At 66.9% G+C, this 25,902-nt stretch carries 25 protein-coding genes and 1 pseudogene; 20 read left to right on the forward strand and 6 right to left on the reverse strand.

The annotated features are described in order from the left end of the window. Nucleotides 1-2: 2 nt before the first annotated feature. Nucleotides 3-476, reverse strand: a complete 474-nt coding sequence (locus A7D17_RS02415) for a hypothetical protein (RefSeq protein ID WP_064507636.1) — start codon at nt 474-476, stop codon at nt 3-5. Nucleotides 477-967: 491 nt separating this feature from the next. On the opposite strand from A7D17_RS02415, the gene A7D17_RS02420 reads away from it, so the two are divergent. From A7D17_RS02420 to A7D17_RS24755, 3 genes and pseudogenes are all read left to right on the forward strand, one after another. Beyond that, nucleotides 968-1,210 carry a hypothetical protein gene (locus A7D17_RS02420; RefSeq protein WP_005989387.1) on the forward strand — a complete coding sequence of 81 codons (243 nt, stop codon included), beginning with the start codon at nt 968-970 and terminating at the stop codon, nt 1,208-1,210. Nucleotides 1,211-1,523: 313 nt separating this feature from the next. Further along, the gene (gene hemB, locus A7D17_RS02430; RefSeq protein WP_064507638.1) at nt 1,524-2,516 is read left to right on the forward strand and encodes a porphobilinogen synthase; all 993 of its coding nucleotides are present in this window, start codon (nt 1,524-1,526) and stop codon (nt 2,514-2,516) included. A gap of 35 nt (nt 2,517-2,551) precedes the next feature. Next, nucleotides 2,552-2,812 (forward strand): annotated as a pseudogene (locus A7D17_RS24755) (LysR family transcriptional regulator); the annotation flags it as partial. A 125-nt stretch (nt 2,813-2,937) separates the two neighbouring features. On the opposite strand, the gene A7D17_RS02440 reads toward A7D17_RS24755, so the two are convergent. Further along, nucleotides 2,938-3,690 carry a DNA/RNA non-specific endonuclease gene (locus A7D17_RS02440; RefSeq protein ID WP_064507640.1) on the reverse strand — a complete coding sequence of 251 codons (753 nt, stop codon included), beginning with the start codon at nt 3,688-3,690 and terminating at the stop codon, nt 2,938-2,940. A 195-nt stretch (nt 3,691-3,885) separates the two neighbouring features. Here A7D17_RS02440 and A7D17_RS02445 point away from each other — a divergent pair, with 195 nt between their 5' ends. Beyond that, entirely contained in the window at nt 3,886-6,420 is a 2,535-nt protein-coding gene (locus A7D17_RS02445; protein ID WP_064507641.1) for a PepSY domain-containing protein, read from the forward strand. A gap of 473 nt (nt 6,421-6,893) precedes the next feature. On the opposite strand, the gene A7D17_RS02450 is transcribed toward A7D17_RS02445, so the two are convergent. Then, complete coding sequence (locus A7D17_RS02450) at nt 6,894-7,775, reverse strand: TolB family protein (RefSeq protein WP_064507715.1); 882 nt, start codon at nt 7,773-7,775, stop codon at nt 6,894-6,896. 52 nt (nt 7,776-7,827) lie between these two features. Here A7D17_RS02450 and aroE point away from each other — a divergent pair, with 52 nt between their 5' ends. From aroE to A7D17_RS02490, 8 genes are all read left to right on the forward strand, one after another. Beyond that, nucleotides 7,828-8,679, forward strand: a complete 852-nt coding sequence (gene aroE / locus A7D17_RS02455; RefSeq protein ID WP_064507642.1) for a shikimate dehydrogenase — start codon at nt 7,828-7,830, stop codon at nt 8,677-8,679. Between the two features lie 10 nt (nt 8,680-8,689). After that, nucleotides 8,690-9,043, forward strand: coding sequence for a hypothetical protein (locus A7D17_RS02460; protein WP_064507643.1), 354 nt, complete (start codon nt 8,690-8,692; stop codon nt 9,041-9,043). After that, nucleotides 9,040-9,276, forward strand: a complete 237-nt coding sequence (locus A7D17_RS02465; protein WP_064507644.1) for a hypothetical protein — start codon at nt 9,040-9,042, stop codon at nt 9,274-9,276. The genes A7D17_RS02460 and A7D17_RS02465 overlap by 4 nt, the downstream gene beginning before the upstream one ends. A gap of 232 nt (nt 9,277-9,508) precedes the next feature. Beyond that, entirely contained in the window at nt 9,509-11,644 is a 2,136-nt protein-coding gene (gene dinG, locus A7D17_RS02470; RefSeq protein ID WP_064507645.1) for an ATP-dependent DNA helicase DinG, read from the forward strand. Between the two features lie 135 nt (nt 11,645-11,779). Then, a complete protein-coding gene (locus tag A7D17_RS02475; RefSeq protein ID WP_064507646.1) occupies nt 11,780-12,175 on the forward strand; it encodes a hypothetical protein in 396 nt (131 codons plus the stop codon). A 313-nt stretch (nt 12,176-12,488) separates the two neighbouring features. Further along, a complete protein-coding gene (katB, locus tag A7D17_RS02480) occupies nt 12,489-13,994 on the forward strand; it encodes a catalase KatB (RefSeq protein ID WP_193395302.1) in 1,506 nt (501 codons plus the stop codon). Nucleotides 13,995-14,051: 57 nt separating this feature from the next. Further along, the gene (locus tag A7D17_RS02485; protein ID WP_064507648.1) at nt 14,052-14,627 is read left to right on the forward strand and encodes an ankyrin repeat domain-containing protein; all 576 of its coding nucleotides are present in this window, start codon (nt 14,052-14,054) and stop codon (nt 14,625-14,627) included. Nucleotides 14,628-15,172: 545 nt separating this feature from the next. Further along, nucleotides 15,173-15,397 (forward strand): hypothetical protein, encoded by a 225-nt coding sequence (locus A7D17_RS02490; RefSeq protein WP_029221791.1) that lies wholly within the window; start codon nt 15,173-15,175, stop codon nt 15,395-15,397. Between the two features lie 36 nt (nt 15,398-15,433). On the opposite strand, the gene A7D17_RS02495 is transcribed toward A7D17_RS02490, so the two are convergent. Beyond that, nucleotides 15,434-15,796, reverse strand: coding sequence for an NIPSNAP family protein (locus A7D17_RS02495; RefSeq protein WP_239692124.1), 363 nt, complete (start codon nt 15,794-15,796; stop codon nt 15,434-15,436). Between the two features lie 66 nt (nt 15,797-15,862). On the opposite strand from A7D17_RS02495, the gene dusA reads away from it, so the two are divergent. The 6 genes from dusA to A7D17_RS02525 all read left to right on the forward strand — a co-directional run bounded on the left by dusA (nt 15,863) and on the right by A7D17_RS02525 (nt 22,644). Then, complete coding sequence (gene dusA / locus A7D17_RS02500; protein ID WP_064507649.1) at nt 15,863-16,867, forward strand: tRNA dihydrouridine(20/20a) synthase DusA; 1,005 nt, start codon at nt 15,863-15,865, stop codon at nt 16,865-16,867. Nucleotides 16,868-17,204: 337 nt separating this feature from the next. Then, nucleotides 17,205-17,510: a hypothetical protein gene (locus tag A7D17_RS02505; protein ID WP_064507650.1), complete on the forward strand. Its 306-nt coding sequence runs from the start codon at nt 17,205-17,207 to the stop codon at nt 17,508-17,510. Nucleotides 17,511-17,581: 71 nt separating this feature from the next. Further along, nucleotides 17,582-18,265: a response regulator transcription factor gene (locus A7D17_RS02510; protein ID WP_002808458.1), complete on the forward strand. Its 684-nt coding sequence runs from the start codon at nt 17,582-17,584 to the stop codon at nt 18,263-18,265. Nucleotides 18,266-18,339: 74 nt separating this feature from the next. After that, nucleotides 18,340-19,710 (forward strand): ATP-binding protein, encoded by a 1,371-nt coding sequence (locus A7D17_RS02515; protein WP_029221788.1) that lies wholly within the window; start codon nt 18,340-18,342, stop codon nt 19,708-19,710. A gap of 122 nt (nt 19,711-19,832) precedes the next feature. After that, a complete protein-coding gene (locus A7D17_RS02520) occupies nt 19,833-21,419 on the forward strand; it encodes a DUF1800 domain-containing protein (RefSeq protein WP_064507716.1) in 1,587 nt (528 codons plus the stop codon). 40 nt (nt 21,420-21,459) lie between these two features. Continuing rightward, entirely contained in the window at nt 21,460-22,644 is a 1,185-nt protein-coding gene (locus A7D17_RS02525) for a DUF1501 domain-containing protein (RefSeq protein WP_064507651.1), read from the forward strand. Nucleotides 22,645-23,032: 388 nt separating this feature from the next. On the opposite strand, the gene A7D17_RS02530 is transcribed toward A7D17_RS02525, so the two are convergent. Then, nucleotides 23,033-23,788, reverse strand: coding sequence for a M90 family metallopeptidase (locus tag A7D17_RS02530; protein WP_064507652.1), 756 nt, complete (start codon nt 23,786-23,788; stop codon nt 23,033-23,035). An 8-nt stretch (nt 23,789-23,796) separates the two neighbouring features. Further along, nucleotides 23,797-24,114, reverse strand: a complete 318-nt coding sequence (locus A7D17_RS02535) for a hypothetical protein (protein WP_064507653.1) — start codon at nt 24,112-24,114, stop codon at nt 23,797-23,799. A gap of 75 nt (nt 24,115-24,189) precedes the next feature. Between A7D17_RS02535 and birA the strand changes: the two genes are divergently transcribed. Then, nucleotides 24,190-25,170 (forward strand): bifunctional biotin--[acetyl-CoA-carboxylase] ligase/biotin operon repressor BirA, encoded by a 981-nt coding sequence (gene birA / locus A7D17_RS02540; protein ID WP_323209269.1) that lies wholly within the window; start codon nt 24,190-24,192, stop codon nt 25,168-25,170. Next, nucleotides 25,167-25,895 (forward strand): type III pantothenate kinase, encoded by a 729-nt coding sequence (locus A7D17_RS02545; RefSeq protein WP_064507655.1) that lies wholly within the window; start codon nt 25,167-25,169, stop codon nt 25,893-25,895. The genes birA and A7D17_RS02545 overlap by 4 nt, the downstream gene beginning before the upstream one ends. Nucleotides 25,896-25,902 lie beyond the last annotated feature (7 nt).

The following is a 25,902-nucleotide window of genomic DNA, read 5'->3' on the forward strand; positions in this document are numbered from 1 at the left end:
ATTCAACGTGCCGGAGCCGGAGCCGGAGCTGGCGCCGGGCGTTGTTCTGCACCCGCCGGCACCCAGATCGCCATGCCGGCCGCGCGTTTTTGCGTGGTCGGGATGCCGATCCCCAGGCCGCCACCGACGCGGCCGCCGTAGCTGCCACCACCCACCGACAGCCCGCCGCCCGAGCGTTCCGAGCCGACGCCGACGATCACCACGCCATTGGCGCCCAGCTTGGCCGCTTCGCGCTTGAGCCGTTGCACGGCGGCGTCGGTCTGGCCCTGGGTGCCAAAGCCGGCGGCGCTGGTGGATTCGAGCTGGGCGATCTCCACCGAGCCAACCGGCGCATGCGAATACACCTGCACCTGGGCCGGATCGATTGGTGCGCGGGCCTGGCCCAGCATCACCTTGGAGCTGCTGGCACACCCGGCCAGCAAGGTGGCGGCCACCGCTGCGAGCGCAGCGTGCCGGAACAGCGACTGCAGTTTCATATCTGGCCCCCCGTAGGTCGTGATGGCGATGATCCGGTGCCTGGACTGAATCGCACCGGACTTTGCCGCACCCTAGAGCGTGGGATGTGCGTTGGGGGTGAGTGTCCGGGACATGATGGAGCGCAGTGGCGCTACAGCTGCACACGGGGTCCGGCGGCATGGCCGGGCTTGGCCGGCCACGCAGTTGCCTACTGCGTTGCGTTGCGTTGCGTTGCGTGGTGTGGGCTGGGCTGGGCGATCGGCGCCATGGTGCAAGGCATCGCCGGCCGGCGCGCTGCCGCACAAATGCAGCTGAAGCCCAGCGCGTACCGTGCAGCGGCAGGAATGCTGCCAGCCGACACGGTGTCGCCAGCCAGGGGGCGCGACGCGCGCGGTCGCACACAGGTGGGTCGCCAAACTGCCATTGGTCACGGTGACCACCCGCCCACGGCGTCTTGCCGGGGACAGGGCTAAGCTCGAGCCTTCTTTGAACAACGAGGTGGCACGTGGGATTGATCAGCCTGCTCTGGGGCATCGTGGCATTGCTGTGGATGGTGCTGGCCTTCATCCCGTTGTTGGGGTGGGGTAACTGGTTCCTGATCCCGTTCGCGGCCGTCGGTGCGCTGATTGCCGCGATCGCGCTGCTGTTTACATCGGCCGGTAACCGCGGCCGGGCCAAGACCGGGTTGCTGCTCAACGGCCTGGTGATCGTGGTCGGGGTGATCCGGCTGAGCCTGGGAGGCGGGGTGATTTGAGGGCGCATTCTGCGCAGGTCCGGGTCGATCCGCGGGGCTGTGTTCATCTGCAGCGCACCTGACGGCGTGCATGCGGGTGGCAGCAGCACCGACGTCATGTCGGACCGTTCCCGCCGCTGCACCAGCGTCGCTCCTTGCCGACGCCACCCCAAATTCCACGACCTTCGATCACCGACCTTGGGCCGACGTCGCCTCAGGCGCGGCCTGTAGCCCCAATCGCGCGCGGCCGTTGCAGCGCTGCGACACTGCGTCGCAGCGCGTCCCGCCTGGAAACGCAGGCGTAAACTGATGCGCTGTCTAAAGGAGCCTTGTCATGGCCCATCCGCACTATCGCCCCCGCCGCATGCGCCACGACGCGTTTTCGCGTCGGTTGATGCGCGAAAACACGCTGACCACCGATGACCTGATCTGGCCAGTGTTCGTGCATGAGCTACCCGGCCGCGCGCCGATCGCCTCGATGCCGGGCGTGGAGCGCCTGTCGCTGGACGAACTGCTGCGTGAGGCGGAAAGCGCGTTGGAGCTGGGCATCCCGGTGATCGATCTGTTCCCGGTCATCGATCCGGCCGGCAAGAGTCTGGACGCCGCCGAAGCCTGGAATCCGGACGGCCTGGCGCAACGCGCGGTGCGTGCGCTGAAGTCGCGCTTTCCGGAGCTGGGCATCATGACCGACGTGGCGCTGGACCCGTACACCACGCACGGCCAGGACGGGTTGATCGACGACAAGGGCTACGTGCTCAACGAGATCACTGTCGAGGCGCTGGTGAAGCAATCGTTGTCGCATGCGCAGGCCGGCGTGGACATCATTTCACCGTCGGACATGATGGACGGCCGTATCGGGGCGATCCGTCGCGCGCTGGATGCCGACGACCATCTCAACGTACGCATCATGGCGTATTCGGCCAAGTATGCCTCGGCGTTCTACGGCCCGTTCCGCGATGCGGTGGGCAGCGCCGGCAATCTGGGCAAGGCCGACAAGACCACCTACCAGATGGACCCGGCCAACGGCGACGAGGCCATGCGCGAGATCGCGCTGGACCTGGAAGAAGGCGCGGACATGGTGATGGTCAAGCCGGGCATGCCCTACCTGGATGTGGTGCGGCGGGTGAAGGAAGAATTCCGCGTGCCGACCTTTGCGTACCAGGTCAGCGGCGAGTACGCGATGCTCAAGGCGGCAGCGGCCAATGGCTGGCTGGATGAGCGCACGTGCGTGCTCGAGGCCCTGATGGCCTTCAAGCGCGCCGGTGCCGATGGCGTGCTGACCTATTTCGCGCCGCACGTGGCGCGCTGGTTGCGCGAAACGCGCTGAGCGCAAAGCCTGCGGCCGCCTCGCCGCAGGCGCCGCTGCGTGCCGACAGCGATCTGGCACAGCTGGCGCTGCTCCGTGCCGGATGCGGCATCGGCATCTGCTTCTGCCAGGCGGCGCTCGCGCAACGGGCGCCGCGCTTGCTGCCGGTGTTGCCGCGGCAGGTTGGCGTTGCCCTGGACGTCTGGGTCACGATGCGTCAGGACCTGCGCGCCAGTGCCGCCTGCAGCGCCGTGTTCGCGGCCCTGGCGGAAGGATTGGCCGCGCATTGCGCCGTGCCAGACGCTGGCATCGGCACCACCTGGCAGCGGCGGTGTGCGCGCGCCCTGCATGCACACGCCGCTGCGATTGCCGATTGCCGTCTGCGTGCCAGGTCCACCAGGTTGCTGCGCGTGCAGCGGCCTGCTGCGTACCAGCGTGGAAGTTACGGCAACACCAACGCAATCGCTTGCGACTTCATGGCTGCGCTGATCGACGGGAACGGGTCCACGTTGGTCATCACGATCAAATCGTCGATGGACACCACGTCGCAGTTGATGCTGCTGTCGTTGGCACACAGATAGGCGCCGGCACCCACGCCCGGTTCGTAGATCGCTTTCCACACATAGGCCGGAACGGCAACCTGGTCGGTACCGATGGTCTGTGCGGTGCCGCTGTCGAAGGCCGGGCCGGTCACCACGTACAGCTCGCCCTGCTGCTTGGCCAGCTGGCGTACCTGCGCTTCGATATGTGCCCATTCGCCGGTGTTGAGCGTGTGGTTCTGCGGCACGACATTGGCCATGGAAAAGGTTTCCTTCTCCGAGCTTTCGGTGGATGCGTCGCCGGCCGGGGTCATGTGCCCGCGATCGAAGCCGGTATTGGTGTAATCGCTGCTCTTGGAGCGATCCGCTGCCGGAAGGCCGGTTTCTTCATGGAAGGAGCCGACCCGGCCGATCGCGTCGGCGCCGGCCACCTGCTGGTCGGTCAGATGCTCGGCCGAATACACCGGGTCCTTGGTCACGCCCGATGCCAGCAACGCGTACTCGGTGTGGCACACCTCGGTGGTGCGCGTGGTGGCGCTGTGCACGCCCGGCGGCGTGCCGTTGGCGTACAGCGAAGGGCAGTTGGTAGCGGCCAGCGCCGCGGAGGTGCTGAACAACGCTGCCAGAACCAGGCAGCCACGCGCTAAGAAGGACATCGGACAACTCGCTTGCCAGTGGGGGAGCGAAGAAAGTGGTAAGGCATGGTGTCCATTCGATGACCGCGAGATGTGCATCAGCTGACCGCTGGCGAGATGCCTACCGCAATGGGCGAGCGCGCTGTTTGGTGCGCTGCACCGCATGAGACGCATTCTCATCTACAATGCCGTCACGTCATTCAGTCTTTCCCCGTCTTGATCAAAACGCTGCTGTTTCAACTGCACTGGCTGCTTGGCATTACTGCCGGCCTGGTGCTGTCGGTGATGGGAGCGACCGGCGCGTTGATGTCATTCGAGGACGAGGTTGTGCGGTTGGCCAATCCGGCCATCGCGCAGCTGGCACAGCGGCATGCGGCCGGCGAGCAGGCATTGCCGGTGGACGTGCTGCTGCAGCGGCTCGACGTGGACCGGCAGGCTCCCGGCACGGGGCCGGCGGTCACGCGCATGCTGATCGATCCCACCGGTACGCGGCCGTCCAACGCGCGTCTGGCCGGCAAGGGCAGCGCACGGGTGTACTTCGACCCCTACACCGGGCAGCGCGTGGCGGCGCCACGGCTCAGTGATGCATTTGCCTTCATCGAAGACCTGCACCGGCATCTCGCTGCCGGCAAGCGTGGCCAGGCGGTCACCGGCGCCTGCACGCTGATCCTGCTGTTTTTCTGTGCCTCGGGCGTGTACCTGCGTTGGCCGCGGCGTTGGTGGAGCCCGCGCACCTGGCTGGCGGTGGAATGGCGGCGGCAGGGGCGCAGCTTTCTGTGGAGCCTGCACGCGGTGTTCGGCACCTGGTGCCTGCTGGTCTATTTGCTGGTGGCCCTGACCGGGCTGACCTGGTCCTATCCCTGGTATCGCGATGGCATGGCGGCGTTGCTGGGCGCCGAACCTGCGCCGCACGCCGAGCAACGCTCGCATGCCAGGGCCACAGTGGATTTCGCGCGGGTGCAGCGCACCCTCGGCAGCATTCCCGCCACCCGCCACGCGGCGTTGGATGTGCGCATTCCCGCGCGTGCAGGGCAACCGTTGATCGCGCGGTTCCTGCCTGACGATCCCGATCACGACCGTGCCTTCGACACGCTGGAAATCGATCCCGCCAGCGGCGCCTTGCTGACGCGCCGGGACTACGCGCAACTGGCGCGCGGGCAGCAGTGGATGGTCAGCATGTTTCCGTTGCACACCGGCAGTTTCTTCGGCCTGCCGGGGCGCATCGTGGTGATGCTGGCCAGCCTGGGCATGTCGGTGTTCTTCATCAGCGGCTGGATGCTGTATCTGGATCGGCGGCGCAAGAAGCGTGCGCTGCGTGCGGCGCGTGTGGTGCTGCAAAGCGCGCCGCCGGCCTCGCGGGCCGAGCCGTGGTTGATCGCCTTCGCCAGCCAGAGCGGTTTTGCCGAACGGCTGGCGTGGCAGGCGGCCGGACATCTGCAGGCGGCCGGCCTGCCGGTGCAGGTGCGCCCGCTCGGGCAGGTGGATGCGCAGCAACTGCAGGCCACCCGGCATGCGTTGTTCGTGATCAGCACCTTTGGTGACGGCGAGCCGCCGGATGCGGCGCGTGGCGTCGAGCGCGAGTTGCTGCGCCAGCGCATTGCATTGCCGCAGCTGGCCTATGCGGTGCTGGCGTTGGGCGACCGCCAGTACGCGCAGTTCTGCGGGTTTTCGCGGCGGGTCGAACAGTGGGTGCAGGCGCAGGGCGCGCGCGCGCTGTTCCCGGCGGTGGAAATGGACAACACCGATCCGCAGGCGCTGGCGCAATGGCATGCGCAGCTGGAACAGATCGCCGGTACGCCGCTGACTGCGGTAGCGCTGGCGCGGCCGCGGCGAACGTCCTGGGTACTGGCATCGCGCACGCATCTGAATCCGGGCAGCACCGGCGCGCCGATCTGGCGCATCGACCTGCAGCCGCCGGCCGATGCGCAGTGGCAGGCCGGCGACATCCTGGAAGTGCAGCCCGCGCATGCCGACGCGCAGGTGCGTGCCTGCCTGGCGGCGTGGGGGTTGCCAGCAGAGGCATCGGTGCACGTGGAAGCGCAGCTGCTGCCGTTGCATCGCGCCGCCGCCGAGCGCGTGTTGCCCGAAGCGCCGGCCACCGGCCCGGTGCCACGCCCGGACCCGCAAACCTGGCTGGATGGCTGCGACTGGTTGCCCACCCGCGACTATTCGCTGGCCAGCGTGCCGGCCGATGGCCTGGCGACGGCGGTGGTGCGGTTGACCACTGGCGCCGATGGCCGCCCGGGGCTGGGCTCGGGCTGGCTGATCCATCACGCACCGATCGGTGCGCCGGTGCATGCGCGGCTACGCACCAATCCCGGCTTCCATCGGGTGGAGGCCGCCCCGATGGTGTTGATCGGCAACGGAACCGGCATTGCGGGCCTGCGGGCTTTGTTGCGCGAGGCCGAATTGGCCGGCCTGCACGGGCACTGGCTGCTGTTTGGCGAACGCCAGGCCGCCCACGACCGGCTGTTTGCCGATGAGCTGCAGGCCTGGCAGGCCAGCGGCCATCTGCAACAGCTGGACCAGGTGTTCTCGCGCGACCAGGCGCACAAGCGCTATGTACAGCATCGTCTGCACGAGGCCGGCGACGCGTTGCGCCATTGGATCGATCGCGGTGCGGTGCTGTACGTCTGCGGCAGCCTGGACAGCATGGCGCGTGCGGTGGACGCCACGCTGCGCGACATTCTGGGCCAGGCGCGGGTGGAATCGCTGACCGCCGCCGGTCGTTACCGCCGCGATGTCTATTGATCCCAGGTCACGGTGGCTGATGGCTGCAGCACGACGCGTTTCCAGGGCAGGGGTGCGGGGTCAGCAAATGCGATCCGCGCCTTGATGTGAGCGTGAAAAGGTAAGGTGAGGCTGCGTTGTTTCGCGACAGTCCTGCGTGCGCAACAGGTTGGCTGTGAGCGCGCTCCCGGTACGTTCCAGAACCGGCCGTCGCGCCAGGCAGGTTGGCGCCACGGCGCTGGCGCCCGGCGCAGTGCATCTTCGCGAGCAGGGGATCTACCAACGGCCGCCCGGTCGATGGCGGGCGCAATGCCACCACCGGCTTGCCTGCCGACCACGGTCGCGTTGCGCCATGTCGCCGTTGCGCGCGGTGATGCCTGCAGGTGGCGCCAATGGGGTGCGCGGCGCGGCGACGTGTCGCCTTGTCCGCGCCGTCCAGGCTCCGGCGTGTGGTGCCTGGTGCGCCGTGCGGGTGCCGGCCGCTGCCCGCACGCTCAGCGGCAGCCGGCCTCTCCAGCCACCGTCGGTGCCTTCATCCGGTAGATGTCCAGTTGCCCGGCACGCGGTGCACGCGCACTGCCGGTCACCAGCAGCTCGCCCGGCTTGGCCGCATCCACCACTGCACCGAAGGTGTGTTCCTGCGGCCCGTTGAACGACAGCGGCAGTGGCTGGCCCGTGCCGTAGTGGCCGCCCTTGCAGGCCGCCAGCAGCAGCTGGCTGGGGCCGCCGGCCGCGCCGCGCGCCCATACCAGGCCGCGGCCATCGGCAAGCCAGGCCGCATCGGATTCGTCGGCAGCGGTGTTGATGTCGCCCAAGGGCGTGGAGGCGGTGAAGGCCTGCCCGTCCCAGCGCGCCACGAACAGGTCCATGCCACCGGCGCCGCCATGCCCGTCGCTGGCGAACAGCAGGCGCGTACCGTCCAGCGACAGCGTGGGCGCGCGTTCGTGACCCGCGCTGTTGATCGCCGCGCCCAGCGACTGCACCGCACCGAGGCGGCCCTGCGCATCCACCGGCACCCGGTACAGATCGCTGCCGCCGGCCCCGCCGGGCCGCGACGAGGCGAACAGCAGCCAGCGTCCATCGGCACTGAACACCGGCGTGCTCTCGTCCTGGGCGGTGTTGATCGCCAGCGGCTGCGGGTCCTGCCAGCGCCCGCCGCGCAGCTGCGCCTGCCACAGGTCCCAGCCGCCGGCTCCACCGGCGCGGTCGCTGGCCCAGACGATGCGTTGCCCGTCCGGGCTGAGCGTGGCGCGCGCCTCGTTGGCCGGCGTGGAGACCACGCCCATGCCTTCGATGCCGAATTCGGCCAGCCCCGACGCAGACGGCGCGAAGAGTAAACTCGCCGCCAGCGCCGGCAGCGTCCATCGAACTAGCATGCGGTGTTCCTGCCTCATCTTGCGCACAGTCTAGTCAACCAGAGAGCGTTACATGCCCGTATCCCGTTATGCCGTGTTCGGTCACCCCGTTGCCCATTCGCTGTCGCCGGCCATCCATGCCGACTTCGGGAAGCAGACCGGCATCGCGCTGGACTACACCGCCATCGATGCGCCGCCGGAAGACTTCGCCGCCGCGCTGCAGCGCTTCGCCGACGAAGGCGGCAAGGGGGCCAACGTCACCCTGCCATTGAAGGAGGCCGCCTGTGCGCTGTCCAGCAGCCTGAGCGCGCGCGCGCGCCTGGCCGGCGCGGTCAATACGCTGGTGCGCAACGACGGCCAGTGGCAGGGCGACAACACCGACGGCGCCGGCCTGGTGCGCGATCTCACCGAGCGCCACGGCCTGGATCTGCGCGGCCGCCGCGTGCTGCTGCTCGGCGCCGGTGGCGCTGCGCGTGGCGTGGCACCGGCGCTGCTGGAGGCCGGCATCACCGAGATGGTGGTGGTGAACCGCTCGCCCGAACGCGCCGATGCCTTGTGCGATGCGCTGGGCGAACCGGCGCGGGTGATGTCGCGTTACATCGAAGACCTGCGCGAGCTGGGCGACTTCGAGTTGATCGTCAATGCCACCGCGGCCGGGCGCGACCGCGATGCCGGCGCCTTTGCATTGCCGCTGGGCCTGGTCAACAGCCTGACCGCCGCGGTCGATCTGAACTACGGCGCCACCGCCATCGCGTTCCTGGCCTGGGCGCGCGCGGCGCAGTGCCGTTACGCCATCGACGGGCTGGGGATGCTGGTGGAACAGGCGGCCGAGAGCTTCGCGCTGTGGCATGGCGTGCGTCCGGAGACCGACCCGGTCTACGCCGCGCTGCGCGCCCGCGAGGCGGTGCTGGTCAGCGCCGACTGAGCCGGCCGCCATGACGCTTACCGACATCCTGCTCAGCCTGATCACCAGCCTGTTGTCGCGCGTCCCGATGCTGATCGCCGTGCTGCTGGGCCTGGTGCTGCTGTGGCGCGCCCCGCAGGGCCCGCTGCGACGGGCAGGGTTGGTTGGGCTGTGGCTGCTGCTGGGCTGCGTGCTGTCTGAAGTCGCGTTCCAGGCCATCCCGATGCTGCTGCTGGAGCAGGGCAACGTGCGCCAGATCGGCATGGTGATGGGCATCAGCCGCTTTGTGCTGACGGCGGTGCAGGCGGTGGGCATCGGCCTGCTGGTGTGGACGCTGGCGCGCAGCCTGCAGGGGCCGGCGAAGGATGCCGGCCCGCGCGGGTGATCCCGCTCAAGGCCCTGGCGCTGGTCGTGGTGGGGCTGGTGTGTGCGGGGCAGGGGGGCTGGACGCTGCTGCATTCGCAGGCGCTGGCCACGGTCAATCGTGCCGGCATGCTGTACGCACGGTTCGGACCGAGCGGCGTCGGTGTCGGCATGCTGCTGATGGGAGTGGCGATGCTTGCCATTGGCGCGCTGTGGGCATGGCATGCGTGGCCGCGCTCCCGGCGCGGCGGCTGACCGCAGGCAGGCAGCGGCACGCAGGCCCGGGCCGCTACACCATCGCATCGCAGCGGCGAATGGCGTGCATCGCTGCGACAGCCGGCATGCACGACCGGCGCCGCGTGGTCTTCAGCGATACGACGCATCAGGCGGCAGGCAGCGCCCTGCCTTGCCACGCGCAAGACCATTGCGTTCAGCCGCGGGGCGCGGCGGTCGCAGTCACTGCGCCGGTCCGTGCGAAAATGGCGCGATGAGTGATCTTGCCCCTCCGGCCGCGCCGTCTGCGCCCGTTCCCACCCAGCGCGTGCTGACCGACCCGATCAAGGCCGGCATCCGCGATGCCTACGCCAAGCTGCAGGCCAATACGCCCGGTTTTGCCACCCGCCGCGCGCAGAGCCAGATGATCGGCCTGGTCTCGCGTGCGCTGGCCACCTCCGGCGGCATCGGCATCGCCGAGGCACCCACCGGCGTGGGCAAGAGCCTGGGTTACCTCACTGCCGGCGTGCCGATCGCCCTGGCCACCAAGAAGAAGCTGGTGATCAGTACCGGCACGGTGGCACTGCAGTCGCAGCTGGTGGAACGCGACATCCCGGCCTTCCTCAAGGCCACCGGGCTGGAAGCCACCGTGGCGCTGGCCAAGGGCCGCACCCGCTACCTGTGCACGCGCAACGCTGCCGAGCTGGAAGGCGACACCAGCCAGAACGCCATGTTCGAAGACGAGCAGGCGCTGTACGACCGCCCGCTGAGCCCGGTCGATGCGGATCTGGCCAAGCGGCTGGCCAAGGCCTATGCCGCACGCACCTGGAACGGCGACCTGGACGATGCCCCCGAGCAGGTCTCGGTGCCGCTGCGTATGCGCATCACCACCCCGGCCTCCGGCTGTGCGGGGCGCCGCTGCAGTTATGCCGCGCAATGCCCGGTGCTCAAGGCGCGTACCGATGTGCGCGAAGCGCAGATCGTGGTGACCAACCACGCCCTGCTGCTGTCCTCGTTGTCGCTGGGCGATGCCGAAAACGGGCAGCCGCTGATCGCCCCGCCGTCGGACATGCTGCTGGTGCTCGACGAAGGCCACCACATCGCCGGCGTGGCGATCGACCAGGGCGCAGCCAACCTGCCGCTGGACGAGATGGCCAAGCGCACCGGCCGCATGCAGATCCTCATCGCCGCCGCGTACCGCGCGGTGGACAAGGACAGGATCGGCAACCTGCTGCCCAACGAAGCCATCGACGTGGCGGCGCGGGTGTCCAAGCTGCTCAAGGCCTTCCATGCCGAAGTCGAGCGCGTGTGGAAACCCGAGCCCGGCGAGCGCGACCCGTTGTGGCGCGCCGCCAACGGCAAGTTGCCGCCGCAGTGGGGCCCGGCCATCGAAGAACTGGGCGAAGAAACCCGCGCACTGTTCAACTGGGTGCATGCCGCCCATGGCGCGGTGGCCAAGGGCAAGCAGGACGATGCCGCACGCGAGCGCCTGCAACGCAACCTGGGCCTGGCGCTGGAAATGGCCGAGCAGCAGCACAATCTGTGGAGCGGCTGGCGGCGCGAAGACAAGGAAGGCCAGCCGCCGATGGCGCGCTGGATCACCCTCTCGCGCGATGGCGATCTGATCTGCCATTGCTCGCCGGTGTCGGCTGCACAGGTGTTGCGCACGATGATCTGGAACGAGGTGGATTCGGTGGTGATGACCTCGGCCACACTCACCGGCGGCGGCGATTTCCAGTCCTTCGCCATCGACAATGGGCTGCCCGATCACGCCGAAATGGCCTCGCTGGCCTCGCCGTTCGACCTGCCCAATCAGGCCGAGCTGATCGTGCCCAATTTCCCGGTCACCCCGGACGATCGCGAAGGGCATCCCAAGGAAGTGGCCAAATATCTGGTGCGCGAACTGGATTGGAACGCCAAGGGCAGTATCGTGCTGTTCACCTCGCGCTGGAAGATGGAAAAGGTCGCCGACCTGATGCCGCTGGCGCAACGCAACCGCGTGCTGGTGCAGGGCGAGGGCAACAAGTCGCAGCTGATCACCGAACATCTGCGCCGCATCGCCGCTGGCGAGGGCTCTGTGTTGTTCGGGCTCAATTCCTTCGGCGAAGGTCTGGATCTGCCCGGCGAGGCCTGCACCACGGTGGTCATCACCCAGGTGCCGTTTGCCGTGCCGACCGATCCGCAGACCTCCACCTTGAGCGAGTGGCTGGAAAGCCGCGGCCACAATGCGTTCAACCTGATCGCCATTCCGCATGCGCTGCGCACGCTGACGCAGTTCGCCGGCCGTTTGATCCGCAGCTCCAGCGACCATGGCCGGGTCATCATCCTCGACTCGCGCCTGCTGACGCGTCGCTACGGCAAGCGCATCATCGATGCGTTGCCGCCGTTCAAGCGGGTGATCGGGCGCTGATAGCGGTCATTGCGCGTGCTGTGTAGCGACAGAGCGCACAGTGGGGGAACAAGTTACCCGCTGCGCGCGCATCACTAATGCACTGCTGTAGCACCGCACCTGCCCGCCCAACTCACTGGACCGCCAAGGGGGGCCGTGAGCACTCGCTTTTATGCCTTGGCACTGTTCCTCCCGATCTTGGCGCATGCAGGCAATGGCATGTCCACGGTGCCGGACCGCTTTGATGGTCAGTGGACTGGCAGCGCCGAGTCTTGTAGGTCGGACGCAGACGAGTTGACGCTGCGCATTGCGGCCGGGCATATCACCTACTGGGAGAGTGACGGCCCAATCAGGGCGGTTGTGGTTCGGGGAGATGCGGAGATTGCGTTGATCGTCCAGCTCTTGGGTGAGGGCAATACGTGGCTGTCCACTCCACAGTTCACGCTGTCCCCAGGCGGGATGCAGTTGACGGACACGGTGACCGTGCCAGGGAAGACATTGGTTCCTTACAAGTCCCCAGATGCCGTGCGCACGCGGCTTGGGACTGTTTAGGAGCTGCCTGCTTCATGAGCTGGCTGAAGTGAGGCAGTGAATAACTCCAGGCAACAGCCTTGCGTCGCAGCATCCGTGCATCGTCGTCGGCAGTTATGTCATGCAATGCGAACACTGATAACGCCGCGCCGCCCCGGAGAGCGTTGTGATCTGCAACACGCTGCCACATCGAAAGCGATGCATATCACGCAACGCAGTCATCATCATGTTCGCCTATCGTAGCGATCAGAACTAACGACTTCTCACGCTACGGCCTGCTGGCCATGATTCAGCTCCCTCAACACGAGCTGACGCCATGCGCCCTGGATCCCTCATGGTGCTAGCCCTGCTAGCCCCCACGCTGATCGCCCCGCCGGTCTTTGCCCAATCCGTTCTGACCCGCGACAACGGCGCCAAGGTGGGCGACAACCAGAATTCGCAGACCGCGGGCGCCACCGGCCCGACCTTGCTGCAGGACGTGCAGCTGATCCAGAAACTGCAGCGTTTCGATCGCGAGCGTATTCCCGAGCGTGTGGTGCATGCGCGCGGCACCGGCGTCAAAGGCGAATTCACCGCCACCGCCGATCTGTCCAACCTGACCAAGGCCAAGGTGTTCAGCGCCGGCGAGAAGACTCCGGTGTTCGTGCGCTTTTCATCGGTGGTGCACGGCAATCATTCGCCGGAAACGCTGCGCGACCCGCATGGTTTCGCGACCAAGTTCTATACCAGCGAAGGCAACTGGGATCTGGTCGGCAACAACTTCCCGACCTTCTTCATCCGCGATGCGATCAAGTTCCCCGACATGGTCCATGCGTTCAAGCCGGACCCGCGCACCAACCTGGACGACGACTCGCGTCGCTTCGATTTCTTCTCGCACGTGCCAGAAAGCACCCGCACGCTGACCCTGTTGTACTCCAATGAAGGCACGCCCGCCGGCTACCGCTTCATGGACGGCAATGGCGTGCACGCCTACAAGCTGGTCAACGCGCAGGGCGAGGTACATTACGTCAAGTTCCATTGGAAGACGCTGCAGGGCATCAAGAACCTCGATCCCAAGCAGGTTGCCGCGGTCCAGTCCAAGGACTACAGCCACCTGACCAACGATCTGGTCGGTGCGATCAAGAAGGGCGATTTCCCGAAGTGGGACCTGTACGTGCAGGTGCTCAAGCCCGAAGACCTGGCCAAGTTCGATTTCGACCCGCTCGATGCCACCAAGATCTGGCCGGATGTGCCGGAGCAGAAGGTCGGCCAGATGGTGTTGAACAAGAACGTCGACAACTTCTTCCAGGAAACCGAGCAGGTCGCGATGGCGCCGGCCAACCTGGTGCCGGGTATCGAGCCGTCTGAAGATCGTCTGTTGCAGGGCCGTATCTTCTCCTATGCCGACACCCAGCTGTATCGCATCGGTGCCAACGGGCTGAGCCTGCCGGTCAACCGCCCGCGCGTGGCCGTCAATAACGGCAACCAGGATGGCGAAGGCAATAACGGCCACACCACCAGCGGCGTGAACTACGAGCCGAGCCGCCTGGAGCCGCGTCCGCAGGACACCGCCGCACGCTACAGCGAATTGCCGCTGTCGGGCACCACGCAGCAGGCCAAGATCACCCGCGAGCAGAACTTCAAGCAGGCCGGTGAGTTGTACCGCTCCTACAGCAAGAAGGATCGTGCCGATCTGGTGCAGAGCTTCGGCGAGTCGCTGGCCACCACCGATACCGAGAGCAAGCACCTGGTGCTGTCGTTCCTGTACAAGGCCGACCCCGAGTACGGCACTGGCGTGACCCGCGTTGCCAAGGGCGACCTGGCGCGCGTCAAGCAGCTGGCCTCCAGCCTGCAGGATTGATCCATCCGACGGCATCGCGGCCATGCCGCGGTGCCGTCCCCGTTTTGGGAGAGCGATATGCGCACCCTGCTGTTGGTCATGCTGAGCGCCCTGTGCGCGCCAGCCATCGCTGCCTCGCCGTCTGCCACGCCCGCAGCGCCCACGTCATCCACGTCAAGCCCAGAGCAGATCAAGCGGCAGCTGCGCGAGTACTTCTTCGATGCCGCGCGCGAAGGGCGCCAGGACATGCTGGCCGAATTCATCCGCTCGCACTACGACCTCAACACCCGCGACGAGAAAGGCTATACCGCGTTGATCCTGGCGGCCTACCACGGCCAGCGCCCGGCGGTGGAACAGTTGCTCAGCGCCGGCGCCGACCCCTGCGCGCAGGACAAGCGCGGCAACACCGCCCTGATGGGTGCCATCTTCAAGGGCGAGCTGGCGATCGCCAGGCGCCTGATGCAGGCCGATTGCGCGCCCGACCAGCGCAACAACGCCGGCCAGACTGCGGCCATGTATGCCGCACTGTTCCAGCGCACCGACGTGCTCAAGGATCTGGCCGCCAAGGGCGCGGATCTCAGCCTCAAGGACGGGCAGGGCAACGACGTGACCAAGCTGCAACGCGGCGAGTTCGCCACCGCCCCGGCACGCTGAGCCGGCACCACCGCAGCTATCGTACGGGCATGCGTGTCTCGGCACTGGCTCTCCCGCGCAAGTTGCAGGCAACGCCGCGCCGCATCCCGGGACCATGTATCGATCGTTTGCCGGATGTCGCTCCCCCGACAAGGTCTAAAACGCACGGGAGCTGGCTGCATCGAGCCGAAGCGACAACGCATCCAGCGTGGACAGCCCGCATCGGCAGGCGCCTGCCGCGCTCAAGCAACAGCTTCTGCCGTGGCGGCATCGTTTGGGCGACAGCGCTACCCCCGACGCGCACAGGGATTTTGCAGTGCAACATCGCCTGTTTTAGCACTGTCGGTTTTCCGCCGCGCCTGCGTTGGAACTCTGGCGAATGTGGTGATTCCGCTGCTTGCAAGTCAGGGAGTTTCTGACGCGAAAAGCCTTGTGCGCCAAGGCTTTGACAGAAAACTGAGCGTGCGCTGACTTGTGTTGAGTCGGCCGAAAAAAAGCGCAGAAAACAGTTCAAGAACGGGCCGGGAACGCCGATGCTTCAGCCATCGCAGCCTGGAACCCCCGCCATGAAGATCGATCCCTCCATCCCTTTCCTGATGTCGCTGCTGGCCATGGTGCTGTGCACCGCAACCGCCGTCGTCGCGCTGGTGTTCGGCCAGGTGCACGTGCTGGCAACCTCGTGGAGCTTCTACGCGGTGATGGGGACCTCGCTGATCGTGCTGGCTGCCTCGTACCACGCCCTCGGCAAGCCGCTGAGCGCCGAAGAGCGTGTGGGTTTCCGTAATCCGTAATTGCACCTGGGTCCGGGGAGTGGGTGCGCAACGCGCCTATCCGGGCACCGGACGAAAGAAGCTGCGTTCGTAACTGATGATGCAACGCGTTCGCTCCGCATAGGCGAACGCCGCCAGGCACTGCGCATCCTGCAGCGATGCCTCCCGATAGCGCGCGTACTCGGCGAGCGAGGGAAACGAAAACAGCGCCAGGGCGATGGTGTTCGCCCCTTCCGAGGGCAGGAAGTAGCGTGATGCTGGCCGCCGAAGCGCGTCACCAGCGGAATCCACAAGCCGGCGTAATGTTCGAATTCGGCCAACTGATACGGGCCGATCACATAGCGCAGCGAACAGGTGATCCTCCATCGCCTTCGGCGAACGGGGCGCCCCGCATGCCATGCCGCACTGCCGCAGATTCATCGACGCCCGTGTAAGCTATTGATCCTGCTTTGCATTCCAATGGCTGCCTGCCGCGGCCGACCGTCAATGACCGCTGCTTCCGATCGTTACGCCGCCTCCCTGCGTCTGTCCGTCGCCCCGATGATGGATTGGACCGACCGCCACTGCCGGGTGTTTCACCGCCTGCTGGCGCCGTCGGCCCGCCTGTATACCGAAATGGTGCATGCCAATGCGGTGATCCATGGCGATCGCGCCCGGCTGATCGGTTTCGATCCGGTGGAGCACCCGCTGGCGCTGCAGCTTGGTGGCAGCGAGCCGGCTCTGCTGGCGCAGGCTGCCGCCATCGCCCAGGACTGGGGCTACGACGAGATCAACCTCAATTGCGGCTGCCCGTCCGACCGGGTGCAGGCCGGCCGCTTCGGTGCCTGCCTCATGCGCGAGCCGGCACTGGTGGCCGACTGCGTCGCGGCCATGCGCGCTGCCACCGATCTGCCGATCACGGTCAAATGCCGGCTCGGCGTGGACGACGATGACGACTACGCGGTGTTCGCCAGCTTTGTCGACCAGGTGGTCGCCGCCGGTGCGGCGATGGTGGTGGTGCACGCCCGCAATGCCTGGCTCAAGGGCCTGTCGCCGAAGGAAAACCGCGAGGTTCCGCCGCTGCGCTACGACTGGGCCTATCGGCTCAAGCGCGAGCGCCCCGGGCTGCCGGTGGTGCTCAATGGCGGCATTGCGGCCGTCGACGCTGCCCTGGCGCACCTGCAGCAGACCGACGGCGTCATGCTCGGGCGCGCCGCTTATCACGACCCTTACTTGCTGCATCAGCTGGATGCGGCCTTGCATCAGCGTCCGCCGCAGTCGCGTGAGTCGCTGCTGCGTGCGCTGCAACCCTACGTGGACTCCCAATTGGCGCAGGGCCTGGCGTTGAAGCACATCACCCGGCACGTGCTGGGGCTGTTCCATGGCCAGCCCGGCGGGCGGGCCTTCCGCCAGGTGTTGAGCGAGGGCGCACATCGCCCCGGAGCCGGCTGGGAGCTGGTTGAGCAGGCCCTGCAGCGCACCGATAGCCGGCCCTGGCGCGTCGTGGCCTGAGTGGCCCGGCACTTGCATTAGCTGAACGGGTGGCCCGGATGTTTCCGGTTTGAACAGTTTTCCCGGCTTGCCCAGGTGGTGGGACCGCCTGTCGATAAGGGGGACACCTCGTGTCGATATTCATTTCACTGAATGGCGTTAACACGAAGCTAAAAAGTTCAGATCGGATTCACCCCCCAAAATCAAGAATTTGGCTCAATTTCGGGTTCCAGCTGCAGTGTGATGCGCGGCCGGTTTCACGAATTTTGAATGTTCCTGAACAACCCGCTAGGATCCAGTTGTGACCCATCCCCTCAGCCGCGCTCGCTCTGTTGTCCTGGTTGCCCTCTGGGCTGCCATGGCTGCGCCGTCGGCGTGGAGTCAGGGCTACCCGCCGATGGGGCAGGGCGGGCGCGAGGCGATGCCGGCATCGGCGCGCGGTGGCAGCCGCACCCTGTCGGACACGATCCGCCACGTACAACGGTCCACCGGTGGACAGATCCTGGGTGCAGAGCGCGTGCCGTTCGACGGCGGCAACCTCAATCGGGTCAAGTACATGAAGGACGGTCGCGTGCACACCGTGTACGAACCGGAGCAGACCCAGGCTGCGCCACCGCGCAACCCGGCTGCGCCCGATGTGCCACCACGCGACGATAACCACTGAACGTAGATAGTCCCACGTTCAGTCTCATAAATTCCCCGGCCGCCGGCCGATAACGTAACTAGGGAGAGTGCATGCGTATTCTTTTGGTCGAAGACGAAGCTCCGCTGCGCGAGACCCTTGCCGCGCGCCTGAAGCGTGAAGGCTTTGCTGTCGACGCTGCACAAGACGGCGAAGAAGGCCTCTACATGGGCCGCGAAGTGCCGTTCGACGTCGGCATCATCGATCTGGGCCTGCCCAAGATGTCGGGCATGGAACTGATCAAGGCGCTGCGCGACGAAGGCAAGAAATTCCCGGTGCTGATCCTGACCGCGCGTTCCAGCTGGCAGGACAAGGTCGAAGGCCTCAAGCAGGGTGCCGACGATTACCTGGTCAAGCCGTTCCATGTCGAGGAGCTGCTGGCGCGCGTCAACGCGTTGCTGCGTCGTGCGGCTGGCTGGAGCAAGCCGACGCTGGAATGCGGCCCGGTGGCGCTGGATCTGGCGGCACAAACGGTCAGCGTCAACGGTGCCAATGTCGATCTGACCAGCTACGAGTACAAGGTGCTGGAATACCTGATGATGCACGCCGGCGAACTGGTCTCCAAGGCCGACCTCACCGAGCACATTTATCAGCAGGATTTCGACCGGGACTCCAATGTACTGGAAGTGTTCATCGGCCGCCTGCGCAAGAAGCTCGACCCCGATGGTGAGCTGAAGCCGATCGAGACCGTACGCGGCCGCGGCTACCGCTTCGCCATCCCGCGTACCGAAGGCTGAGGTCGCACGTCGGCAAGCAGGACGATTTCGTGCCGGGGCGCTCCAAATGGTACAAACGCTGGCGCCCGCGCTCCTTGCAGGCGCGCCAGCTGCTGGCCGCCAGCCTTAGCCTGGTGGCATTTCTTGCGCTGGCCGGGTACGCGCTGGATGTAGCGTTTGCCGACACCGCCGAGCGCAACCTGCGCGAGCGGTTGAAGAATTACGCCTCCGCCTACGCGGCCAATATCGATTTCGTTCGCGACGGCTCGCTGTATATCGGCGGACAGCCGCCAGACCCGCGTTTCGATGTGCCCGGTGGCGGGCTATACGTTGAAGTCGTGCGGCCGGATGAAAGCTGGACCTCGATGTCGGCCGAAGGGCCGAATATTCCGCATGGCCGCATGCTCGAGCCGCGGCAGGAAGAGTTCATCGGCCCGCTGGAGATGACCCAGATCGACGGCAGCGTGGGCCAGTTGTATCGCTATGGCCTGGGCGTGAGCTATGTCGAGCGTGAGCACGGCGGCGAGATTCCTTACACCATCTACGTGATGGAAGACGCCCGCTCGATGGGCGCGCAGCTGCGGGTATTCCGTGGCGCTGTGTGGTTTTACCTGGGCAGTGCCGGCGTGGTGCTGCTGGTCCTGCAGGCCTTCATCCTGCAGTGGAGCCTGCGCCCGCTGCGGCGGGTCATCAACGAGTTGACCAAGGTGCAGCGCGGCGAGATCCAGCGCATGAGCGAACAGCATCCGCGCGAACTGGAGCCGTTGACCGACAGCATCAATGCCTTCATCGAGAGCGAGCGCGATAATCTGGAGCGCCAACGCAATACGCTGGCCGACCTGGCGCATAGCCTCAAGACGCCGATCGCGGTGCTGCGCACCCAACTGGACAGTGGTGCCTCCGAGCGCGATCTACACGAAGAAATGGACGTGCAGCTGCGTCGCATGAACGACCTGGTGTCGTATCAGCTGGCGCGCGCGGCCTCCAGCGGCCACAAGCTGTTTGCCGCGCCGCTGCCGATCGAGCCGACCGCCGAAGAAATCGTCCGCGGGTTGGAGAAGGTGTATTCGGTCAAGGGCGTGCTGTGCGAGTTCGATATCTCGCCGGAGGCGCGTTTCCATGGCGAGCCGGGTGATCTGCAGGAACTGCTCGGCAACCTGCTGGAGAACGGCTTCAAGTGGGCGCGCAGCCGCGTGCTGCTGACCGCCCAGCCTGGGCCCACCACCGGGAGCCGGCGTGCCGGCCTGATCCTGTCGGTGGAAGACGATGGCCCCGGCATCGCGCCGGAAGATGTCGCCAAGATCCTGCAGCGTGGCGTGCGGGGCGATGAGCGCGTGCAGGGCCACGGCATCGGCATGTCGATCGTGCAGGATTTGATCAAGGCCTACCGCGGCGAGCTGCAGGTGGTGCGTTCGCAGGAACTGGGCGGTGCCCGCTTCGATGTGACCCTGCCGCCGGGACTGTGACGCCCAGCCCGGGGCGATGAACTCTTCGGCAATGGCAGCGAAGGCTCCGACAACCGTTTAACGCCTTGTGCGTTGGCTTGACCATACTGGTCCGGTTGCAGGACGTCGCGATGGAGAGCCGCATGGTCAAGCGTGTTGTACAGGCACCTGGCGTGGACACGCGCTGCGCTGGCATGCGCCGCCGAGCCTGGTGCATCCCGTTGCTGGTTGCCGGGTGTGCCTGCGCCATCGTCGGCCACGCCGCCGACACGCCGCTGACGGCAACGCAGACGCGTTGGCTGCAGCGCGCCACCTACGGTGTGGACGGCGAGAGCGCAATCCAGTTGCGGCGGCTCGGCCCCAAGCGCTACGCCACGCTGTTGCTGCAGCCCAGCGACGATGCCGTGTTGCCGGCACCCATCCGCGCGCAGCTGCAGCAGTTCGATGCGCTGCATACGCCCCTGGTGACCCTGCTGACCCAGTACGAGGCCGACAAGATCCGCCTGCAGGGCATGCCCGATGGCGACGAAAAGGCCGCCTTGCGCAAGGACTGGCAGGCACGTGGCGGGCAGATGCTCACCCAGGCGCGTCAGGCCCAGCTGTTGCGGGCGGTGTACGCGCCGGATCAACTGCGCGAACAACTGGTGTGGTTCTGGCTCAATCACTTCAGCGTGTATGCCGACAAGGGCCGGGTGAAGTGGATGGCGGCCGATTACATGGAGAACGCGATCGGCCCCAACGCCACCGGCAAGTTTGCCGATCTGGTGATGGCCACGCTGGAAAGCCCGGCGATGCTGGAGTACCTGGACAATGCCAAGAACGCCAAGGGCAAGGTCAACGAGAACTACGCGCGCGAGCTGATGGAGCTGCACACGCTCGGCGCGCATGGCGGCTACAGCCAGCAGGATGTGCAGCAGCTGGCCTTGATCCTCACCGGCGCTGGCCTGGTGCCGATCAAGGCAGAGGGCGCGCCGCCGCTGCCGGCGACCAAGCCCGGCCAGCCGCCGGTGGTGCGCAAGGGACTGTTCGAATTCAATCCGGCGCGCCATCAGCCCGGCGACAAGCGGCTGCTGGGCCAGCGCATTGCCGGTGGTGGGCTGGATGAGATCGAACAGGCCGTGCACCTGCTGGTGCGCCAACCGGCCTGCGCGCATTTCGTGTCGCAGCGCCTGGCCGAGTATTTCGTCAGCGACACGCCACCGGCTGCGTTGGTTGCGCGCATGGCCAGCACGTTCCAGCGCAGCGATGGCGATATCGCCAAGGTCATGCAGACCATGCTGGCGTCTGCGGAATTTGCACAGGCGCAGCCGCGCAAGTTCAAGGACCCGAACCGCTTCGTGGTGTCGGCGATGCGGCTGGCCTACGAGGACCAGCCGGTGATCAATGCCGCCCCGATGGCCAGCTGGGTGCAGCAACTGGGCGAGCCGTTGTTCGGCCGCATCACCCCGGATGGGTGGTCGCTGCAATCGCAGGCCTGGACCAGCTCCGGGCAACTGGCACGCCGGTTCGAGGTGGCGCGCTCGCTGGGCAGTGGGCCCAAGCAATTGTTCCGGCGCGAGGGCGATACCGACACGCCGATTCCCCCACTGACGCAGATCGAGACGCGCGCGTCGTATCGCTGGTTGGCACCGTCGTTGTCGGCGGGGACGCAGCAGGCGCTGGAGCAGGCGCGCTCGCCAGCGGAGTGGAACGGCTTCCTGTTGTCGTCGCCGGATTTCAACTATCGCTGAGTCACCGCATGCGGTGTGTCATCGCCGCAGGAGAACCTTCATGCAACGTCGCCACTTTCTGCTTGCCTCTGCTGCCGCCGCGAGCCTGCCGTGGACCGGTCGCCTGTTTGCCGCCCCGCGCGACAGTGCGCGCTTGCTGGTGGTGTTCCTGCGTGGCGGCTACGACAGCAATAACCTGCTGGTGCCGCATGCCAGCGATTTCTATTACCAGTCGCGGCCCACGCTGGCGATTGCGCGGCCGGATCCCGCAAATCCCGATAGCGCCATCGTGCTCGATACGCAGTGGGGCCTGAATCCGGTGATGCGCGATGCGCTGCTGCCGCTGTGGCAACGCCGGCAACTGGCGTTCGTGCCGTTCGCCGGCACCGACGACACCTCGCGCAGCCATTTCGAGACCCAGGACGATATCGAATCCGGCCAGGCCGGCAAGCACCGCGATTACCGTTCCGGTTTCATGGCACGCCTGTCGGGCGTGCTCAGTGGCGTACCGGCGATTGCCTTCACCGATTCGCTGCCGCTGACCTTTCAAGGTGGCGGCGATCTGCCCAACGTGTCGTTGAGGGGCATCGGCAAGGGCGGACTGGACGCGCGGCAGGCGCAGATCCTGTCGCAGATGTACGACAGCACGCCGCTGGCGGCTGCGGCGCGTGACGGCTTGGCCTTGCGCCAGCAGGTCACCGCACAGCTGCGCGAGGAGATGGAGCAGGCCGGGCGTGGCGCCGCCAGTGCGCGCACGTTTGCCGATGAAACCCGGCGCATGGCGACCTTGATGCGCGAGCGGTATCGCCTGGGTTTCGTCGATGTCGGCGGCTGGGATACGCATGCCAACCAGGGCAGTGTCGCAGGCGGCCTGGCCAACAATTTGCGCAACCTGGGCGAAGGGTTGGCCGCGTACGCCGATGCCCTGGGCCCGGCCTGGAACGACACCGTGGTGGTGGTGATTTCCGAATTCGGCCGCACCTTCCGCGAGAATGGCAGCAAGGGCACCGACCATGGCCATGGCACTACCTACTGGGTGTTGGGCGGCGGCGTGCACGGCGGGCGCATCGCGGGCGAACAGGTTGCCGTGGAACAGGCGCAGCTGCTGCAGAATCGCGATTATCCGGTGCTGACCAATTACCGCAGCCTGTTCGGCGGCGTGCTGCAGCGGCTGTGGGGGCTCTCGCCGGCGCAGCTGGAACGTGTGTTCCCGGGCGCAACGCCACGGGATCTTGGCTTGGTGTAGGGCGCGCCGATCGCCGCTGGCAGGACCGTTGGGTGCGCAGGGCAGCGTTGAAATCGGCATGTATCGCGCACCGCAGCGGCTCCGGGCCGTGCGCATGATCTGGCGGCCATGTGCTGTCGATCAGCCGCTCCCGATGCGCGCCAGAACGCTGCTGTTTTCAGGCCAACGCAGCACCGCTGGCCTCAGGTGCCAAGTGCTGGCGCGTCCGCTTCCGCGCACCGATGTTGTGCAAGGTTGCGGACAACTCGCTGTTGTGCGATGACTCGCCATGACACGCGAGTGCATGCGTGCGTGCGGGTGTCGAAGCGCCCGGCTGCACTATCTGCGTACCCGGCAATGGTCAGGCGCGGAACTGCCGCAGCCATGCACAGCCACCGCTGCAGCACTCTCAACGCGCTGGCGGTGACGCAAACGGCGATGGCCCATACACGCCGACCAGATGGGCGGCCACGGCCGGCATCAGGCGTTCCAGCACCTGCGGCGCGGAGAAGTGGTATTCGCTGACGACCGCGAAGAATTCCTCCGGCGCTTCGGCAGCGTACGGGTCGATCTCGGTGTCTTCGCCGGCATCCACACGTTGGCAGAACGCATCGAAGGCCTGCTGGAAATCGCGTGCCCAACGGCGCTGCACCTCGCGTGGCAGTGGCGGCGTGCCATCGAGCGCGCCATCCAGGGCATCGAGCTTGTGCGCCATCTCATGCACGATCACGTTGAACCCGGCGCACGGATCGTGCAGGTCTGCCTGCACGTCGGCCCAGCTGACGATCAGCGGGCCCTGTTCCCAGGCCTCGCCGATCAAGGCGTCGTCCCAGGCATGCATCACGCCGGCCGCATCCATGTGGGTGCGCTGGACGCGGAAGGCATCGGGATAGACGATCAGCTGCGACCAGCCACGCCACCCGGCGGCCCCGAACTCCAGCAGCGGCAGGCAGCAGGTAGCTGCCAGCAAGACCTGATCCCGGGGCTGCAGCTGCAGGCCATCGACCGGCGAAATGGTTTTCTGATGCAGGAACTGCGCGGACAGTGCACGCAGGCGTTGCCGACGCAGCGAGTCCAGTGCGGCCACCCAGGCGCACTCGGTACAGACCAGATGCCACAACGCGTCGGGAATCTCCAGCGGCGGCCGGCGCAGCCAGCGCATCACCCACTGGATCAGCGGAACATGCCCGGCAGGAAGCTGTGCCAGCGCGGCATCATGCGCATGCGCGGAAACAGGCCGTCGCCGTCGCTGCCACCACCGCCGGTGGCAGGTGCGGGCTTGTGCTGTGGCGGCGTGCGTGCCGGTGCGGCCGGTTCGCCGTTGGGAGTCCTGCCACGTGCGGCAGAGTTGGAGCTGACGCAGCTGTCATGATCGCCGTCGGTCAACTGGTCCGATGCCAGGGCGGCAAGCGGAGCCAACAACAGAAGCAGGCAAACCGTGAGTCGGCGCATCGTCCACATCCAGGGCAAGCGGCGTGAGTCCCCGATCATAACGCGGTTTTCACTCCCTCACACAAGCCGCGCTGGGCGGCCGGGAAGCCATGGCGCATACTTTCGCGTATCGATTTGGGAACCGTTGCCGTGGATGACCGCGCGTTGCTGGCCAAACTTGCGAGCGGCCGGCTGTCCGGCGACGCGCTGGCGCGTGATGCGGGCTTGACCCGCGCCGCGGTGTGGAAGCGCATTCAAAATTTGCGCGCCGCAGGCGTGGCGATCGAAGGACGCGCTGGCGATGGCTACCGGCTGGCTGCACCGCTGGACCTGCTGGACGCCGCCCGCATCCGTGCCGCCATGACCGCTGACGCCGCCGCCGGGCTGGCGGCGCTGGAGGTGGCCTGGACGCTGGAATCCACCAATACCAGCCTGCTGGCGCGTCCGGCACCGGAGCGCGGCGTGGAGGTGTTGCTGGCCGAGCGCCAGACCGGCGGCCGCGGTCGCCGCGGCCGGCAGTGGACTTCGCCGCTGGGCGCGCATATCTACCTGTCGGCCTCGCGCCGGTTCAGCGGCGGGCTGGGGCAGCTGGCCGGGTTGAGCCTGGCGGTTGGCGTGGCGGTCGCCGAGGCTTTGCGCAGCTGCGGGTTCGCCGATGTCGGCCTGAAGTGGCCCAACGATCTGCTGGCGCGCGAGCGCAAGCTGGGCGGGCTGCTGATCGAAGGCGGCGGGGAGATGGCGGGCAACGCGCGCGCCGTGATCGGCCTGGGTTTGAACGTGCATATGCCGCCAGCGGCCGCGGCCACCATCGACCAACCGTGGGTGGATCTGGATACCCTGGCCGGCCGCGCAGTGACGCGCGATACCGTGGTGGCCGCGGTGCTGTCGGCGTTGTTGCCTGCGCTGGACCTGTTCGAAGCACAGGGGCTGGCTGCATTCCTGACCCGTTATGCGGCGCTGGATGTGTTGCGCGGCCGCACAGTGCAGGTGGAAGAAGCCGGCAGCCCGCATCGCGGCGTCGCCCTCGGCCTGGCCGCCGACGGCGCCTTGCGGGTGCAGGTGGGCGAGACCGAACGGCTATTCCATTCCGGAGAAGTCAGCGTGAGACCTGCATGAGCGAGTGGTTGTTCGATCTGGGGAATTCGCGGTTCAAATACGCACCGCTGCACGGCAACCGCGCAGGCGAGGTGCAGGCCTGGGCACATGGCGCCGAAGCGATGGATGCGGCTGCGTTGGCGGCGCTGCCGTCCGGGCGGGTTGCCTACGTGGCCAGCGTGGCGGCGCCGGCATTGACGCAGCGCATGATCGGCTGCCTGCAGGAGCGTTTCGCGCAGGTGCGCATCGCACGTACCGTGTCCGATTGCGCCGGCATCCGCATCGCCTACGCCGACCCCAGCCGGTTTGGCGTGGATCGGTTTCTGGCCTTGCTGGGTGCGCGGGGCGATGCACCGGTGCTGGTGGCCGGGGTGGGCACGGCCCTGACCATCGATGTGCTCGGTGCCGACGGCCAGCACCACGGTGGGCGCATCGCCGCCTCGCCCACCACCATGCGCGAGGCGCTACATGCGCGCGCGGTGCAGCTGCCTGCCAGCGGCGGCGACTATGTGGAGCTGGCCAACGATACCGACGATGCCTTGACCTCCGGCTGCGACGGCGCCGCGGTGGCGTTGATCGAGCGCAGCCTGCATCACGCACACCGCAGCCTGGGCGTGCCGGTGCGACTGCTGGTGCATGGCGGTGGCGCGCCGCCGTTGCTGCCGTTGTTGCCCGATGCCACTTTCCGCGCTGCACTGGTGCTGGACGGGCTGGCGACCTGGGCGGCCGATTCGTCCTGCGCTTAGAATCCAG

The organism is Xanthomonas floridensis (assembly GCF_001642575.1).
Taxonomy (GTDB): Bacteria; Pseudomonadota; Gammaproteobacteria; order Xanthomonadales; family Xanthomonadaceae; genus Xanthomonas; species Xanthomonas floridensis.

Bases quoted from the DNA above. Each gene is read 5' to 3' on its own strand.
- A7D17_RS02415 (WP_064507636.1), bottom strand. From the start codon at position 476: ATGAAACTGCAGTCGCTGTTCCGGCACGCTGCGCTCGCAGCGGTGGCC.
- hemB (WP_064507638.1), top strand. From the start codon at position 1,524: ATGGCCCATCCGCACTATCGCCCCCGCCGCATGCGCCACGACGCGTTT.
- A7D17_RS02440 (WP_064507640.1), bottom strand. From the start codon at position 3,690: ATGTCCTTCTTAGCGCGTGGCTGCCTGGTTCTGGCAGCGTTGTTCAGC.
- A7D17_RS02450 (WP_064507715.1), bottom strand. From the start codon at position 7,775: ATGCTAGTTCGATGGACGCTGCCGGCGCTGGCGGCGAGTTTACTCTTC.
- aroE (WP_064507642.1), top strand. From the start codon at position 7,828: ATGCCCGTATCCCGTTATGCCGTGTTCGGTCACCCCGTTGCCCATTCG.
- A7D17_RS02460 (WP_064507643.1), top strand. From the start codon at position 8,690: ATGACGCTTACCGACATCCTGCTCAGCCTGATCACCAGCCTGTTGTCG.
- dinG (WP_064507645.1), top strand. From the start codon at position 9,509: ATGAGTGATCTTGCCCCTCCGGCCGCGCCGTCTGCGCCCGTTCCCACC.
- katB (WP_193395302.1), top strand. From the start codon at position 12,489: ATGGTGCTAGCCCTGCTAGCCCCCACGCTGATCGCCCCGCCGGTCTTT.
- A7D17_RS02485 (WP_064507648.1), top strand. From the start codon at position 14,052: ATGCGCACCCTGCTGTTGGTCATGCTGAGCGCCCTGTGCGCGCCAGCC.
- A7D17_RS02490 (WP_029221791.1), top strand. From the start codon at position 15,173: ATGAAGATCGATCCCTCCATCCCTTTCCTGATGTCGCTGCTGGCCATG.
- A7D17_RS02495 (WP_239692124.1), bottom strand. From the start codon at position 15,796: ATGAATCTGCGGCAGTGCGGCATGGCATGCGGGGCGCCCCGTTCGCCG.
- dusA (WP_064507649.1), top strand. From the start codon at position 15,863: ATGACCGCTGCTTCCGATCGTTACGCCGCCTCCCTGCGTCTGTCCGTC.
- A7D17_RS02505 (WP_064507650.1), top strand. From the start codon at position 17,205: ATGGCTGCGCCGTCGGCGTGGAGTCAGGGCTACCCGCCGATGGGGCAG.
- A7D17_RS02510 (WP_002808458.1), top strand. From the start codon at position 17,582: ATGCGTATTCTTTTGGTCGAAGACGAAGCTCCGCTGCGCGAGACCCTT.
- A7D17_RS02520 (WP_064507716.1), top strand. From the start codon at position 19,833: ATGGTCAAGCGTGTTGTACAGGCACCTGGCGTGGACACGCGCTGCGCT.
- A7D17_RS02525 (WP_064507651.1), top strand. From the start codon at position 21,460: ATGCAACGTCGCCACTTTCTGCTTGCCTCTGCTGCCGCCGCGAGCCTG.
- A7D17_RS02535 (WP_064507653.1), bottom strand. From the start codon at position 24,114: ATGATCGGGGACTCACGCCGCTTGCCCTGGATGTGGACGATGCGCCGA.
- A7D17_RS02545 (WP_064507655.1), top strand. From the start codon at position 25,167: ATGAGCGAGTGGTTGTTCGATCTGGGGAATTCGCGGTTCAAATACGCA.